This window comes from Streptomyces sp. NPDC030991, from assembly GCF_055571235.1.
Genome location: NZ_JBVIFR010000004.1, coordinates 156,076 through 170,231, shown reverse-complemented (window position 1 = coordinate 170,231; position 14,156 = coordinate 156,076). Strand labels below are relative to the sequence as shown.

Annotated in this window: 11 protein-coding genes; 7 read left to right on the top strand and 4 right to left on the bottom strand. The window is 71.6% G+C overall.

Annotated elements, in window-relative coordinates; genetic code table 11:
• Nucleotides 1-17 precede the first annotated feature (17 nt).
• The 3 genes from ACZ45E_RS09475 to ACZ45E_RS09465 all read right to left on the bottom strand — a co-directional run bounded on the left by ACZ45E_RS09475 (nt 18) and on the right by ACZ45E_RS09465 (nt 5,220).
• On the bottom strand, nt 18-833 hold the full coding sequence (locus tag ACZ45E_RS09475; protein ID WP_468218559.1) for a YIP1 family protein: 816 nt from the start codon (nt 831-833) through the stop codon (nt 18-20).
• Between the two features lie 257 nt (nt 834-1,090).
• A complete protein-coding gene (locus ACZ45E_RS09470) occupies nt 1,091-2,755 on the bottom strand; it encodes a hypothetical protein (protein ID WP_468218557.1) in 1,665 nt (554 codons plus the stop codon).
• A 176-nt stretch (nt 2,756-2,931) separates the two neighbouring features.
• The gene (locus ACZ45E_RS09465; RefSeq protein ID WP_468218555.1) at nt 2,932-5,220 is read right to left on the bottom strand and encodes a (Fe-S)-binding protein; all 2,289 of its coding nucleotides are present in this window, start codon (nt 5,218-5,220) and stop codon (nt 2,932-2,934) included.
• 291 nt (nt 5,221-5,511) lie between these two features.
• Between ACZ45E_RS09465 and ACZ45E_RS09460 the strand changes: the two genes are divergently transcribed.
• From ACZ45E_RS09460 to ACZ45E_RS09445, 4 genes are all read left to right on the top strand, one after another.
• Nucleotides 5,512-6,123 (top strand): NAD-dependent epimerase/dehydratase family protein, encoded by a 612-nt coding sequence (locus ACZ45E_RS09460; RefSeq protein ID WP_468218552.1) that lies wholly within the window; start codon nt 5,512-5,514, stop codon nt 6,121-6,123.
• A 2-nt stretch (nt 6,124-6,125) separates the two neighbouring features.
• Entirely contained in the window at nt 6,126-7,304 is a 1,179-nt protein-coding gene (locus tag ACZ45E_RS09455) for an MraY family glycosyltransferase (RefSeq protein ID WP_468218550.1), read from the top strand.
• Nucleotides 7,305-7,527: 223 nt separating this feature from the next.
• Nucleotides 7,528-7,980: a class I SAM-dependent methyltransferase gene (locus ACZ45E_RS09450; protein ID WP_468218549.1), complete on the top strand. Its 453-nt coding sequence runs from the start codon at nt 7,528-7,530 to the stop codon at nt 7,978-7,980.
• The gene (locus ACZ45E_RS09445) at nt 7,977-9,089 is read left to right on the top strand and encodes a glycosyltransferase (RefSeq protein ID WP_468218546.1); all 1,113 of its coding nucleotides are present in this window, start codon (nt 7,977-7,979) and stop codon (nt 9,087-9,089) included. Before ACZ45E_RS09450 ends, ACZ45E_RS09445 begins: the two co-directional genes overlap by 4 nt.
• A gap of 212 nt (nt 9,090-9,301) precedes the next feature.
• Here the strand turns inward: ACZ45E_RS09445 and ACZ45E_RS09440 are convergent, their stop codons facing one another.
• Nucleotides 9,302-10,126, bottom strand: coding sequence for a glycosyltransferase (locus ACZ45E_RS09440; RefSeq protein WP_468219190.1), 825 nt, complete (start codon nt 10,124-10,126; stop codon nt 9,302-9,304).
• 236 nt (nt 10,127-10,362) lie between these two features.
• Between ACZ45E_RS09440 and dnaK the strand changes: the two genes are divergently transcribed.
• Genes dnaK through dnaJ form a run of 3 tightly spaced genes read left to right on the top strand, consistent with a single transcriptional unit; the run spans nt 10,363 to nt 14,156 of the window.
• Complete coding sequence (dnaK, locus tag ACZ45E_RS09435; protein ID WP_468218544.1) at nt 10,363-12,222, top strand: molecular chaperone DnaK; 1,860 nt, start codon at nt 10,363-10,365, stop codon at nt 12,220-12,222.
• The gene (gene grpE, locus ACZ45E_RS09430) at nt 12,222-12,911 is read left to right on the top strand and encodes a nucleotide exchange factor GrpE (protein ID WP_468218542.1); all 690 of its coding nucleotides are present in this window, start codon (nt 12,222-12,224) and stop codon (nt 12,909-12,911) included. Before dnaK ends, grpE begins: the two co-directional genes overlap by 1 nt.
• A gap of 48 nt (nt 12,912-12,959) precedes the next feature.
• The gene (gene dnaJ, locus ACZ45E_RS09425; RefSeq protein ID WP_468218540.1) at nt 12,960-14,156 is read left to right on the top strand and encodes a molecular chaperone DnaJ; all 1,197 of its coding nucleotides are present in this window, start codon (nt 12,960-12,962) and stop codon (nt 14,154-14,156) included.

Below are 14,156 nucleotides of genomic sequence, written 5' to 3'. Positions count from 1 at the left end.
GGTCGGCCCCGAAGCGGTCAGAACGTGCCGAGCTTGATGATCGACAGGAGCGCGATCAGCTGGATCGCGCTCGCCGCGAGCGCCTTCGGCCACGGCAGGTCGTGCGACTTGGCGACCATCGTGGTGAGCAGGGCGCCCGCCGCCAGCCACGTCACCCAGCCGAGGATCTGGACGAAGCCCTCGTCGCCGCCGAGGAACATGCCGACGATCAGGCGCGGCGTGTCCGTGAGGGACGCGATCAGCATGGAGAGGCCGACCGTGGGCTGCCAGGCGCCGTCGCCGCCGAGCTGGCGGCCCAGCGTGTGGGTGACCACGCCGAGCACGAAGAAGCCGAGCGTGATCACGACGCCCGTGAACAGGACGTAGGGGATCGCCGTGCCGAGCGTGGCGTCGATCACGTCCTCGCGGGCGCCGTCGAAACCGAAGACCGCCAGCAGGCCGTAGAGGAACGTGACGATGAGGGCCGGGGCCCACATCGCGTAGTCCCGCATCTGGAGGTAGGTCGGGGCGGGCCGCAGGACGATCCCGGGCAGAAGCTGCTTCCAGTGCAGGCGGGGGCCTACGGGGCCCGGCGCCGCGGCACCGGCCTGGTACGTGGCGCCCGGGGTGTAGGGGTCCTCGTGCACGGAGAACGCCTGGGTGTGGCCCGGGTTGTTCGCCGCGTACGGGTCGTAGCCGCCCTGCGGGTGCTGGGGCGTGCCGGGGTCGCCGAAGTACTCCGGCTCACCGTGCCCGTTGCCGCCCTGGGGCCACTGATGGCCCCCGTACTGCTGCGGTCGTCCTTGCGGCGCTTCGCGGTTGTCCCGGCCGCGTCCGTTCCTGAATCCAGCCACGTATCGAACGTACCTGTTTTCGGCGGGGGGAATGCCTGGCCCGGGGGCTTGGACCCGGCATTGCGGCTGACCTGTGACATCCCCTACGGGAGTTCGAAGACAGGCCCTAGGGGTCAACTGCCGCACTCCCACGCCCGGTACGAACGAGCGCCGGGTACGAACGGGCGCCCGGTACGAACGAGCGCCGGGTACGAACGAGCGCCCGGACGCCGGGCAGCACCGGGCCCGGTGCTGCCCGGCACGCGCTGACACCTGAGTCAGGCGCGGCCGGCCTTGCGGCGGCGGGCGACCGTGAACAGCGCGGCGCCCGCGGCCAGGGCTACGGCCGCGGCGGCCGCGTACCAGCGGAGGGCGCCGGCTCCGGTGTCGGCCATGGGCTCGTTGCCGGTGCCGGCGGAGGCCGTGGTGGCGGAGCTGCCGCTGCTGGGGGAGGCCGGCGAGTCACTGGTGCCGGGGGAGGCCGTGGAGCCGCCCGACGTCGAGCCCCCGGTACCGCCTGTGGGGGGAGTGGAGCCGTTGCCCAGTTTGCCGTCGACGGTCACGGTGATGGGCGCGGAGTCGTTCTTGGGGTGCTTGTCACTCACGTAGATGACCTTGGCGGTCCCCGGGGCGAGGGCCTCGGGCTTGTCGATGCGCAGGTCGAAGACGAACGGTGTCGTCTGGCCCGCGTTGAAGTAGAAGTCCTTCAAGTCCTGGTGGCACGAGTAGCGCGTGGTGGCGCTGGTGGAGGGGGTCATCAGATTGCAGTCATGCGGGACGTTCACCGCGGTCGTTCCCCGGGGGAGGGTCACCGAGAGGCCGCTGGTGGCGTCGTCCCCCGGTTCCTCGCCCCAGTTCTTGAACGTGGCGGGTCCGCTGTTGCGCAGGCCCAGTTCGGCCCTGACCACCTGGCCGGGCTTGCCGTCGACGGTGGCTCCCACCGCTGCCGCGTCCCTGAAGGTGTCCGCGAGGATCGAGCCGGACACCTCCAGGCTCAACGGCAGCGCGGGTCCCTGAGCACGTTTCGTCAACTTCAGTTCGCGTCCGGTGCCCTGGTGCGGGTCGGTGAGGGAGGTGCCGGTCAGGACCTTGTCGGTGATGGTCCCGCTCCAGTTCTCGGCCCAGGCCGTGGCGCCGACCTTGAGCGCGGACACATCCAGGTCGTAGGCGGCGTTGGGTTCGACGGTCCCCTTGATGTGGCACACCATGGCTGTGTCCTCGGGGAGGTACTGGCTGCCGTACGTGCAGTTGCTGAATTCCTCGGCGAACTTCAGGCCCTGGGTGAGGTGGAGCGAGAAGTAGACGTCGTTCATGGTGCGGGTGCTGAAGTTCCTGAAGCCCACCACGGGCTGGACCGTCGTACCGGGCTTGGGCTTGGGGGCGGAGCCGCCGTCGTCGGGGGCGTTGCGGTCGGAGTACAGGCCGAGGTCCGCCACGGCGGCCTTGAAGGTCTTCTCCCCGATCAGGGCGCCACCCGACTCGGCGGACACCCGGACCTCACCCGTGAAGCCGGGCCGGGCACCATCCAGTGCGGTGAACTTGAGGGTGGCCGCGTAGAACTTGGCGCCCGGCGCGACCGGCTTGCCCTGGTTCACCTTGTCCGGCCCGCAGACGACCACCAGGTCGCCCTTTTTGGTGCAGGACTCACTCTCCATGGTCATCTGGCCCTTGAGGGCCGTCGCGTCGATGGTCACCGTGACGTTCTTCACGTCCTGGGCACCGGCGTTGCGTCCTTGGACGAGGAACCCATGGGAGTAGTCCTGGAACGGTTCGGCGGTCACGATCCCGTCCTCGTGACTGGGCAAGGAGAACTCCACGGAGGGATCGCCGTCGGCGGCCCGGCCGGGCGAAGCCGTGCCGAGCGCCAGCAGCCCTGCCGCGAGGGCGGCGCAGCCGGCACGTATCGCGAAGCCGGGCAGGGATCTTGGTACGGCGCTGGGCATGACGCTCCTCGGACGGGTCGATGATCGGGGGTGTTCCGACCGGCGACTCAGACCGGCGAGACCGGATGAAGGTTGTATGAACGCGGAACCAATGCGGTGGGCGGTGGCGGCCCCGGGCAGCGGAAAGGGCACCCCGCGCGCAACGCGGGGTGCCCTCAACGGCGTACAGGAGCCGGTTACTTGACCGGCTGCGGCTCCGGCGCGTCGGCCGGTTCCGGCTCGCCCGCGGGGGGCGGGTCGGACGGCGTCCTCACCGAGTCGAGCAGGAGCTGGGCCACGTCGACGACCTGGACGGACTCCTTGGCCTTGCCGTCGTTCTTCTTGCCGTTGACCGAGTCGGTCAGCATGACGAGGCAGAACGGGCAGGCGGTGGAGACGATGTCCGGGTTGAGGGAGAGGGCTTCGTCGACGCGCTCGTTGTTGATGCGCTTGCCGATCCGCTCCTCCATCCACATCCGCGCGCCGCCGGCGCCGCAGCAGAAGCCGCGCTCCTTGTGGCGGTGCATCTCCTCGTTGCGCAGACCCGGCACCTTGCCGATGATCTCGCGCGGCGGCGAGTAGATCTTGTTGTGGCGGCCCAGGTAGCACGGGTCGTGGTACGTGATGAGGCCCTCGACCGGGGTGACCGGGACGAGCTTGGCCTCGTCGACGAGGTGCTGGAGCAGCTGGGTGTGGTGGATGACCTCGTAGTCGCCGCCGAGCTGCGGGTACTCGTTGCCGATCGTGTTGAGGCAGTGCGGGCAGGTGGCGACGATCTTCTTCGCCGACTTCGGCTTGCGGGACTCGGCGGTCACCTTGCCGTCGTCGTCGAGCTCCTCGCCGAACGCCATGTTCAGTGCCATGACGTTCTCCTGGCCGAGCTGCTGGAACAGCGGCTCGTTGCCGAGGCGGCGGGCGGAGTCACCGGTGCACTTCTCGTCGCCGCCCATGATCGCGAACTTGACGCCCGCGATGTGGAGCAGCTCGGCGAAGGCCTTGGTGGTCTTCTTGGCCCGGTCCTCCAGGGCGCCGGCGCAGCCGACCCAGTAGAGGTACTCGACCTCGGTGAGGTCCTCGATGTCCTTGCCGACGACCGGTACCTCGAAGTCGAGCTCCTTGAGCCACTCCAGGCGCTGCTTCTTCGCCAGGCCCCAGGGGTTGCCCTTCTTCTCCAGGTTCTTGAGCATCGTGCCCGCCTCGGACGGGAACGCGGACTCGATCATCACCTGGTAGCGGCGCATGTCGACGATGTGGTCGATGTGCTCGATGTCGACCGGGCACTGCTCGACACAGGCGCCGCAGGTGGTGCAGGACCACAGGACGTCCGGGTCGATGACGCCGTTCTCTTCGAGGGTGCCGATGAGCGGGCGCTCGGCCTCGGCGATCGCCGCCGCCGGGACGTCCTTGAGCTGCTCCTCGGTCGCCTTCTCGTTGCCCTCCATGTCCTTGCCGCCACCCGCGAGCAGGTAGGGCGCCTTGGCGTGCGCGTGGTCGCGCAGCGACATGATGAGGAGCTTGGGGGAGAGGGGCTTGCCGGTGTTCCAGGCGGGGCACTGCGACTGGCAGCGGCCGCACTCGGTGCAGGTGGAGAAGTCGAGCAGGCCCTTCCAGGAGAACTGCTCGACCTGGGAGACACCGAAGACGGCGTCCTCGGCCGGGTCCTCCCAGTCGATCGCCTCGCCCTGCGAGGTCATCGGCAGCAGCGCGCCCAGCGACGTACCGCCGTCGGCCTTGCGCTTGAACCAGATGTTCGGGAAGGCGAGGAAGCGGTGCCAGGCCACGCCCATGTCGGTCTTCAGGGCGACCGTGATCATCCAGATGAAGGAGGTCGCGATCTTCAGACCGGCGAAGAAGTAGGTGAGGTTCTGGAGCGTGGAGACGTCCATGCCCTCGAGCCAGTTGATCACCGGGTACGAGATGAAGAACGACGCCTCGTAGCTGTCCACGTGGTGCTGGGCGCCTTCGAGGGCGTGCAGCATGAAGATGCAGACGCCGACGATGAGGATGACGGCCTCGACGAAGTACGCCTGGCCGAAGTTGGAGCCGGCGAAGCGGGACTTGCGGCCCGGCTTGTGCGGCAGGCTCAGCTGGCGGATCACGATGAGCACGAGGATGCCGAGGACCGTCATGGTGCCGATGAACTCGACGAAGACGTTGTACGGCGCCCACTCGCCGATGACCGGCAGCAGCCAGTCGGCCTTGAACAGCTGGCCGATGGCGTTGACGATCGTCAGCAGCAGTGAGAAGAAGCCCACCGCCACGAACCAGTGCGCGACACCGACGATGCCCCAGCGGTTCATCCGGGTGTGGCCGAGGAACTCCTTGGCCACGGTGACGGTGCGCTGAACGGGCTCGTCGGTGCGGGTGCCCGCGGGCACGTTCTGGCCGAGCCGCATGAAGTTGTAGATCTGCAGGAGGGCGCGGGCGAACAGGGCCACGCCGACCACGATCAGAACCAGCGACACGATGATCGCGGCGAGTTGCATTTGGGGGCTCCTCGGGCCTGCGAGGTGGTCTCTTCTTTGACGTACTGGGGCGTACCAGCGACTCACCAGTACTGATTACTAAGCGGTAACTTATGCAGTCCGTCTGAGACTACCCACTTACCCGATCGCAATGTAGTCGCCGGGGTCGTGATCTGCGTCGCTGAGGGGACCCTGCGTGGCTGAGGGGGGTCCGCGCGCGCCCTCGCCAAAAGCAGATCGTGTTATTCGCGCCATATTGGGACATAACGGCATAGCTTGGCAGGGCACCGCACCACAACGGAGGGGCCCACGATGTCCGCACCCGCACCCCTGACGTACCTGGTCACCGGAGGCGCGGGCTGCATCGGCCCGCACCTGGCCGAGGCGCTCCTGGCGGACGGCCACACCGTCGTCGTCCTCGACGACCTCTCCACCGGCAGGCACGCCCACCTCACCGCCGTCTGGCCCGACCCGAAGCTGCGTTTCGTACGCGGCTCCGTCCTCGACGCCCGCCTCCTCGCCGAGCTGACCGGACGCTGCGACGCGGTGATCCACCTGGCCGCCGCCGAGGCCCGCCACGTCATCGAGGCCGCCCACCGATACGGGCGCCCGCTGCTGCTCGTCCCGTCGTGCGAGAGCGACGAGACCTTCGTGCTCGACGCGCACCGCGAGCACGGACTTCCCCCGGTCACCGTGGCCCGCCTCACGCACACCACGGGTGGCGTCACGTACATGGCGGGCGGCGTCACGCAGACCCCGGGCGGTGTCACGCACGCCGCGGGTGGTGTCACGCACGCGGTGGGCGTCGTCGACGCGCTCCTGCGGCTGCTCGCCCGGCCGGACGCGCCCGGCGGGGTCGTCGACATCGGCGGCGCCGAGGGGGCCGTCGCGGCCGACGGCGTTCCCGCTCCGGCACGGGTCTGAGCGTGCTGTACGGGATCGCCGCCGCGGCGACCGCCCTGCTGCTCGCCGCCGCGCTGACGGCCGCCCTGCGTGCCCTGGCCCTGCACACCTCGTTCCGCGCCGGCGGGCGGGCCGGCGGGCAGCTCGGGGGTCGGTTCGGGGCTCGGTTCGGGGGTCGGTTCGACGGGCGGCTCGGGGTGCCGTCCGGCGGGCGCCCGGCGGGTACCCGGCCCACGCCGTACCTCGGCGGGGTCGCGGTGACCGGTGCCACGGCCGTCGTCTCGGGGGCGGGGGCCGCCACCGGTCTCGTCCCGCTGGGCTCCGCCACCAGTACCCTGCTGCTCGCCGCGGGCGCCGTCGCCCTCTTCGGCCTCCTCGACGACCTGCGGCCCACCGGTGCGCGGGCCCGGGTCGTCGTGCAGACGGGGGCGGCCACCGTGGTGGTGCACGGCACTCAACTCGGCCTGGTGGCCGGGGCGCTGGCGGTGCTGTGGATCCTCTTCGTCACGAACGCCTTCGCCATTGCGGACGACTCCGACGGGGCGATGGGCGTGGTCGGCGCCGTCACCGCGCTCGGCCTGTGCGTCTGCGCCGGGGCGGCCGGGAACGGCTCGCTCGCCCTCGCCCTCGGCCTGCTCGCCGCCTCCCTCACCGGATTCCTGACCCACAACTGGTATCCGGCCCGGGTCCTGCCCGGCGCCTGCGGATCGATGTTCACCGGGTTCCTGGTGGCCTGCGCGGCGCTGCTCGTGAACGACGGCCATGAGGGCCCTGCGGGGCCGGCCGCGCTCTTCGCGATGACCGTCGTGGCCACCGCCGACGCGGTGCTGGTGGTCGTGGACCGGCACCGGGCCGGGCGCGGGGTGCTGCGGCGGGGCCCGGACCACATCACGCACCGGTTGCGCCGGCTCGGGCTCACCGTGCCCGGGGTGGCCGTGGTGCTCGGCGCCGCCGCGGGGCTCGGCGCGGCCACCGGCGTACTGCTGCACCGCGGGACCGTGCCGGCGTCGGCCGCGTGGTGGCTGGGCGGGGCCGCGCTGATGGCTGTGGCGCTGCTGCTGCGGGTGCCGGTGTACGGGGGGCACGGACGGCCCCGGGCGACCAGGACCGCGCGGGCCGCCGTGGCGCGGGCCGCCGTGGCGCAGGCCGCTGGGGCGCGGGCCGATGTGCTGGGGGCCGATGTGCTGCGGACCGACGCCTGATGCGGGCGGTGCCCGGCGCGCAGGGCCCGGCCCCGGTCACGGCGCGCCCGGCGCGGGAGGCGGCCTCGGCCCCGGTCACGGCGCGCCCGGTGCGGGAGGCGGCCCCGGCCCCGGCCCCGGTCATGGCGCGCCCGGCGCGGGAGGCGGCCCCGGCCCGGTTCGCCACTCGCCCACCCGCGCCCACCTCCGCATCCGCGCCCACCCCACGTACGCAGGAACAGGCATGCACACGGACACGTACGCGCAAGGGAGCAGACGGATGACGGGTCTCGGCCGGATGCGGGAGCTGGTGCGGCAGATCGCCCACTGCGAGATCGACCTCGTGCTGGACTCCGGCGGGCAGGACGGCGCCTTCGGGCGGGCGCTGCGGCGCCGCGGCTACCGGGGGCGGATCGTCTCCTTCGAGCCGTTCGGCGGGCCCCGGGCCGGGGTGCGCAGGGCCGCGGCCCGTGACCTGGACTGGCGGGTGCTGCCGTACGCGCTCGGGCACCGCGACGGGGCGTGGCTGCGGCGCCTGGACGGGGTGTGGGAGGACGTCGTGGCGCCCGGCGAGCGGGTGCTGCTCCAGGTCGACTCGGAGCCGGAGCTGCCTCAAGTGCTGGCCGGGGCGGGCGAGTTCGGGGGCGAGCTGGCTCTGGTGCGGACCGGCGTCGTACGGGCGGCGGTGTTCGCGTGAGGGTCGCGCTGGTCCACGGTTTCCGGGGCCCGTCCGGGTCCGGCGGCGCGGACGAGGCCGTCCTCGACCAGGCCGCCGCCCTCGACCGCGCCGGTCACGAGGTCCGTCTCGTCCGGTGCGCCGCGACGGCCGGCGCGGCCACCCGGCGCGGCGACGGCCCGCTCTCCGCGCTGCGTGCCTTCTCGCCGGACGTGGTGCACGTCCACCACCTGCCCGCCGGGTTCGGCCGCTCCTGGACCGCCGAGTGGACCCGGCCGCTGGTGGCGACCCTGCACGACCACGGCTCGGTGTACGGGGCCGACGACGCGGAGGGCGCGGGGGACCGGTGGGCCGGGGTCCGCCGCATCTGCCGTCGGGGCGCGGGGCTCGCGTCGCCGCCGCTCCCGCGGGCGTCCCGGGGCGGGGTGCGGGAGGACCCGCTGCTGCGGCGCGCCGACCGCGTGATCGTGCTCTCGGAGCTGAGCCGGGAGAGGTACGAGCGGGCCGGTCTGCCACCGGAGCGGCTCGCGGTCGTGCCCCACTACGTGCCGGTGCCGGTGCGGGTGCCGGTGGCGGGGGAGTCGGGCGCGGGCGGCGGTGACGTCTGGGTGTGCGTCGGGCGGCTCGCTCCCGGGGGGAACATCCTCGACCTGCTGCGCCGCTGGCCCGCCGGGCGGCGCCTGGACGTCCTGGGCGCCGGGCCGCTGGAGCACGCGTGCCGGGCGGCGGCGCCCGCGTCCGTACGGTTCCTCGGCGCCCTGGAGCGCTCGGCGCTGCGCCGGGCGCTGCCCGGTTACCGCGGCCTGGTCCTGCCCGGGCGCTGGGTCGCGGGCGCCGTGCCGCTGGTCTACCCGGAGGCCCTCGCGGCGGGGCTGCCGGTGCTCGCCTTCGAGGGATCGGCCGCGCCGCGCGCCGTGCGGGCCGACGGCACCGGCACGGTCGCCGCCTGGGACGCGCCGCTCCCCGCCGCTCTGGACGCGGCCGAGCGGATCTTCCCCACCCTGCGCGAGCACTGCCGCGGGGTGTACGCGAAGCGGTACGGGGAGGCGGTGTGGGTCGAGCGGACGGAGCAGCTGTACGCGTCCGTCATCCGCGCGGCGGCGCACGGCCGTCCGGGTGACGGGCACTGACGGCCACTGACGGTCGCTGACGGTCGCTGACGACGGGCCTGCCTCACCCTCTGCCGGGTTGAGGGCCGCTGACGACGGGCCGGGCTTCACCCCCTCACCCCCTCAACCCCCTCACCCCCTGCCGGGAACTCCGCCCTCGCCCCCTGCCGGGAACTCCGCCCTCACCCCCCTGCCGGGAACTCCGCGAGAGCGATCGACGTACGGGTAACGCTCTACGGGGTGGCGCGGCCGGCCGTGACCGCGCGCACGACGGTCACCACGTACGGGGAGACCATCAGCACCGGCGCGCGGACGCCGCCGTGGCGCCAGCAGTACACCCACCACTGCCGGACCGGCAGCTCCGGCTGGGACACCCGCCGCCGCAGCGCCTCGCGCACGCCGATGCCGGGTTCGCGGGACGCGTGCGGTGCCGGGTCCGCCGGGCGGTCGCCGACGTGGCGCGGGGCGACGTAGGCGGCGACGCCCGCGTGCCGCGCCCGGAAGCCGTGGTCGTAGTCGCCCATGCCGTGCCGGAAGACCTTGTCGATGTCGCCGACGCGCTCGCGCACGGCCCAGGGCAGTAGGACCACGTCGCCGTCGTAGGTGTCGCAGGGTTCGGGTCTGTCGGCCGGCTCCACCAGGGTGAGGGTGCGGCCGTGGCGGCGGCGGCCGGAGTGGGTGGTGGCGCCGTCGTGCCGGACGGCGCCCACGACGACGGCCTCCTCGTCGAACTCCGCCGACACCTCCAGGAGGTGGGCCAGGGCGTCCGGGACGAGCCGGACGTCGTCGTCGAGCCACAGTTGGTGCGTGGGCTCGGGGATACCGGCCGCGCGGCTGTTGCGGCTGGCCAGGCGCATGCCGTGGCCCCAGTAGACGTCGGAGCCGACGACCGTCACCTGGACCTCGGGGTGGGCGCGGCGCACGGCCTCGGCGGTGCCGTCCTTGGAACCCGCGTCGACCAGGTGCACCCGTACGTGCGTACCGGCCGGCAGATCGCGCTGTGCGGCGAGGGCGTCGAGGGCGGCGAGCGTGGAGGCGCGGCGGTTGTGGGTGGTCATCAGGACGGCCACGACAGCTACCCGGGGCAGTTCCACGGAGGCTCCTTACGTCACGCGGCTCGCTGGAGGGCGGGTAGAGGGGCAGTAGAAGAGCAGGTCAGGGGCGTACGAAGCCAAGGCTGCCCATAAGCGCAGGATAAAAGTTGAGTGGGATCGGCTCATGTCTGTTGACGAGGAGGGGGATGGTGTTGCAGTCTTGAGTCAGTTCCACTCAAGTATCAGCTGGAGGAATCGAAATGGCACGTGCGGTCGGCATCGACCTGGGCACGACTAACTCCGTCGTCAGCGTTCTCGAAGGCGGCGAGCCCACCGTCATCACCAACGCCGAGGGTGCCAGGACCACGCCGTCCGTCGTCGCCTTCGCCAAGAACGGCGAGGTGCTCGTCGGCGAGGTCGCCAAGCGCCAGGCGGTCACGAACGTGGACCGGACCATCCGCTCCGTCAAGCGCCACATGGGCACTGACTGGAAGGTCAACCTGGATGGCAAGGACTTCAACCCGCAGCAGATGAGCGCCTTCATCCTGCAGAAGCTGAAGCGCGACGCGGAGTCCTACCTGGGCGAGAAGGTGACCGACGCGGTCATCACCGTCCCGGCGTACTTCAACGACTCGGAGCGCCAGGCGACGAAGGAGGCCGGCGAGATCGCGGGCCTGAACGTCCTGCGTATCGTCAACGAGCCGACGGCCGCCGCCCTGGCGTACGGCCTCGACAAGGACGACCAGACGATCCTCGTCTTCGACCTCGGTGGCGGCACCTTCGACGTGTCCCTCCTGGAGATCGGTGACGGCGTCGTCGAGGTGAAGGCCACCAACGGCGACAACCACCTCGGTGGTGACGACTGGGACCAGCGCGTCGTCGACTACCTGGTCAAGCAGTTCAACAACGGCCACGGCGTGGACCTCGCCAAGGACAAGATGGCGCTCCAGCGTCTGCGCGAGGCCGCCGAGAAGGCGAAGATCGAGCTCTCGTCCTCGACCGAGACCACGATCAACCTGCCCTACATCACGGCCTCCGCCGAGGGCCCGCTGCACCTGGACGAGAAGCTCACGCGCGCCCAGTTCCAGCAGCTCACGTCCGACCTGCTGGAGCGCTGCAAGACGCCGTTCCACAACGTCATCAAGGACGCGGGCATCCAGCTCTCCGAGATCGACCACGTCGTTCTCGTCGGTGGCTCGACCCGTATGCCCGCCGTCGCCGAGCTCGTCAAGGAGCTGACCGGTGGCAACGAGGCGAACAAGGGCGTGAACCCGGACGAGGTCGTCGCCATCGGCGCCGCCCTCCAGGCCGGTGTCCTCAAGGGCGAGGTCAAGGACGTCCTGCTCCTCGACGTCACCCCGCTCTCCCTCGGCATCGAGACCAAGGGAGGGATCATGACCAAGCTCATCGAGCGCAACACCACGATCCCGACCAAGCGGTCCGAGATCTTCACGACGGCCGAGGACAACCAGCCGTCCGTGCAGATCCAGGTCTACCAGGGCGAGCGCGAGATCGCGGCGTACAACAAGAAGCTCGGGATGTTCGAGCTGACCGGTCTGCCGCCGGCCCCGCGCGGTGTCCCGCAGATCGAGGTCGCCTTCGACATCGACGCCAACGGCATCATGCACGTGACCGCGAAGGACCTCGGCACGGGCAAGGAGCAGAAGATGACCGTCACCGGTGGCTCCTCGCTGCCGAAGGACGAGGTCAACCGGATGCGCGAAGAGGCCGAGAAGTACGCGGAGGAGGACCACGCCCGCCGCGAGGCCGCCGAGTCGCGCAACCAGGGCGAGCAGCTCGTCTACCAGACGGAGAAGTTCCTCGCGGACAACGCCGAGAAGGTCCCCGGCGACGTCAAGACCGAGGTCGAAGAGGCCGTCACCGAGCTGAAGGAGAAGCTCAAGGGCGACGACTCGGCCGAGATCCGCACCGCCACCGAGAAGGTCGCCGCCGTCTCGCAGAAGCTGGGCCAGGCCATGTACGCCGACGCCCAGGCCGCGGGTGGCGCCGAGGGCGCGGGCCCCGACGCCGAGGCGCCGAACATGTCCAAGGACGATGACGTCGTCGACGCCGAGATCGTCGACGACGAGAAGCCCGACGCGAAGGGCGGCGCTGCCTGATGACGGAGGAGACCCCGGGTCTCGGCGGCGAGAGCGCCGAGCAGCCCGACGTCCCCTCCGGCGCCACCGCTGATGACGCCGCGCCGAAGGCCCCCGAGCCCTCCACCCAGGAGGGCCCGGCGGCCCCGGCCGGGGACGCGAGCAAGGAAGCGACGAACGACGTGGCCCTGACGGCCCAGCTGGACCAGGCACGCAGTGCGCTCGCCGAGCGGACCGCGGACCTCCAGCGCCTGCAGGCCGAGTACCAGAACTACCGGCGCCGGGTGGACCGGGACCGCGTGCAGGTCAAGGAGATCGCCGTCGCGAACCTCCTGACCGAGCTGCTGCCCATCCTCGACGACGTCGGCCGGGCCCGTGAGCACGGCGAGCTGGTCGGCGGCTTCAAGTCCGTCGCCGAGTCGCTGGAGACGGTCGCGGCCAAGCTGGGCCTTCAGCAGTTCGGCAAGGAGGGCGAGCCCTTCGACCCGATGGTCCACGAGGCCCTGATGCACTCGTACGCGCCGGACGTCACCGAGACGACCTGTGTGGCGATCCTTCAGCCGGGTTACCGGATCGGCGAGCGCACCATCCGCCCCGCGCGGGTGGCCGTGGCCGAGCCGCAGCCGGGCGCGCAGGCGGGCACGTCCGACGCCGCCGACGCCCCGGAGGCCGAGGCGGAGAAGGAGAGCGGTGGCCCGGACGAGGGCTGACGTGATCCGCGTAATAACTGATGTGAGTGAGGAGGGACGTCGAGGCCGATGAGCACCAAGGACTTCATCGAGAAGGACTACTACAAGGTCCTCGGCGTCCCCAAGGACGCCACCGACGCCGAGATCAAGAAGGCGTACCGCAAGCTCGCCCGGGAGAACCATCCCGACGCCAACAAGGGCAACGAGAAGGCGGAGGATCGCTTCAAGGAGATCTCCGAGGCGAACGACGTCCTGGGGGACCCCAAGAAGCGCAAGGAGTACGACGAGGCACGCGCCCTCTTCGGCAACGGCGGGTTCCGTCCGGGACCCGGCGGACCCGGCGGCGGCTCGTTCAACTTCGACCTGGGCGACCTCTTCGGAGGCGGCGCCCAGGGCCAGGGCGGCGGCGGCTCGGGCGGGTTCGGCGGCGGCATCGGCGATGTCTTCGGCGGCCTGTTCAACCGGGGCGGCGCCGGGGCCGGGACCCGTACCCAGCCGCGCCGCGGCCAGGACATCGAGTCCGAGGTGTCGCTGAGCTTCACCGAGGCCGTGGACGGCGCGACGGTTCCGCTGCGCATGTCGTCCCAGTCCCCCTGCAAGGCGTGCTCCGGCACCGGCGACAAGAACGGCACGCCGCGCGTGTGCCCGACCTGCGTCGGCACCGGGCAGGTCTCGCGGGGCGGCGGTGGCGGTTTCTCCCTCACCGACCCGTGCGTGGACTGCAAGGGCCGCGGCCTCATCGCCGAGACTCCTTGCGAGGTCTGCAAGGGCTCGGGCCGCGCCAAGTCGTCCCGCACCATGCAGGTCCGCATCCCGGCCGGCGTCTCGGACGGGCAGCGCATCCGCCTGCGTGGCAAGGGCGCCCCCGGTGAGCGGGGCGGGCCCGCGGGCGACCTGTACGTAGTGGTTCATGTCGACACGCACCCGGTCTTCGGCCGCAAGGGCGACAACCTCACGGTGACCGTGCCCGTCACGTTCACCGAGGTGACGCTCGGCGGCGAGGTCAAGGTGCCGACACTCGGCGGTCCCGCCGTCACCCTGAAGCTGCCCCCGGGCACGCCGAACGGGCGGACGATGCGGGCCCGCGGCAAGGGCGCGGTCCGCAAGGACGGCACCCGCGGAGACCTCCTGGTGACGGTCGAGGTGGCCGTCCCCCGGGAGGAGGACCTTTCCGACGAGGCCCGCTCGGCCCTGGAGTCGTTCCGCGAGGCGACTGAGGACACCGACGTGCGGGCAGAACTGTTTCAGGCCGCGAAGGGAGCTTGA

Bases quoted from the DNA above. Each gene is read 5' to 3' on its own strand.
- ACZ45E_RS09470 (WP_468218557.1), bottom strand. From the start codon at position 2,755: ATGCCCAGCGCCGTACCAAGATCCCTGCCCGGCTTCGCGATACGTGCC.
- ACZ45E_RS09465 (WP_468218555.1), bottom strand. From the start codon at position 5,220: ATGCAACTCGCCGCGATCATCGTGTCGCTGGTTCTGATCGTGGTCGGC.
- ACZ45E_RS09460 (WP_468218552.1), top strand. From the start codon at position 5,512: ATGTCCGCACCCGCACCCCTGACGTACCTGGTCACCGGAGGCGCGGGC.
- ACZ45E_RS09450 (WP_468218549.1), top strand. From the start codon at position 7,528: ATGCACACGGACACGTACGCGCAAGGGAGCAGACGGATGACGGGTCTC.
- ACZ45E_RS09440 (WP_468219190.1), bottom strand. From the start codon at position 10,126: ATGACCACCCACAACCGCCGCGCCTCCACGCTCGCCGCCCTCGACGCC.
- dnaK (WP_468218544.1), top strand. From the start codon at position 10,363: ATGGCACGTGCGGTCGGCATCGACCTGGGCACGACTAACTCCGTCGTC.
- grpE (WP_468218542.1), top strand. From the start codon at position 12,222: ATGACGGAGGAGACCCCGGGTCTCGGCGGCGAGAGCGCCGAGCAGCCC.
- dnaJ (WP_468218540.1), top strand. From the start codon at position 12,960: ATGAGCACCAAGGACTTCATCGAGAAGGACTACTACAAGGTCCTCGGC.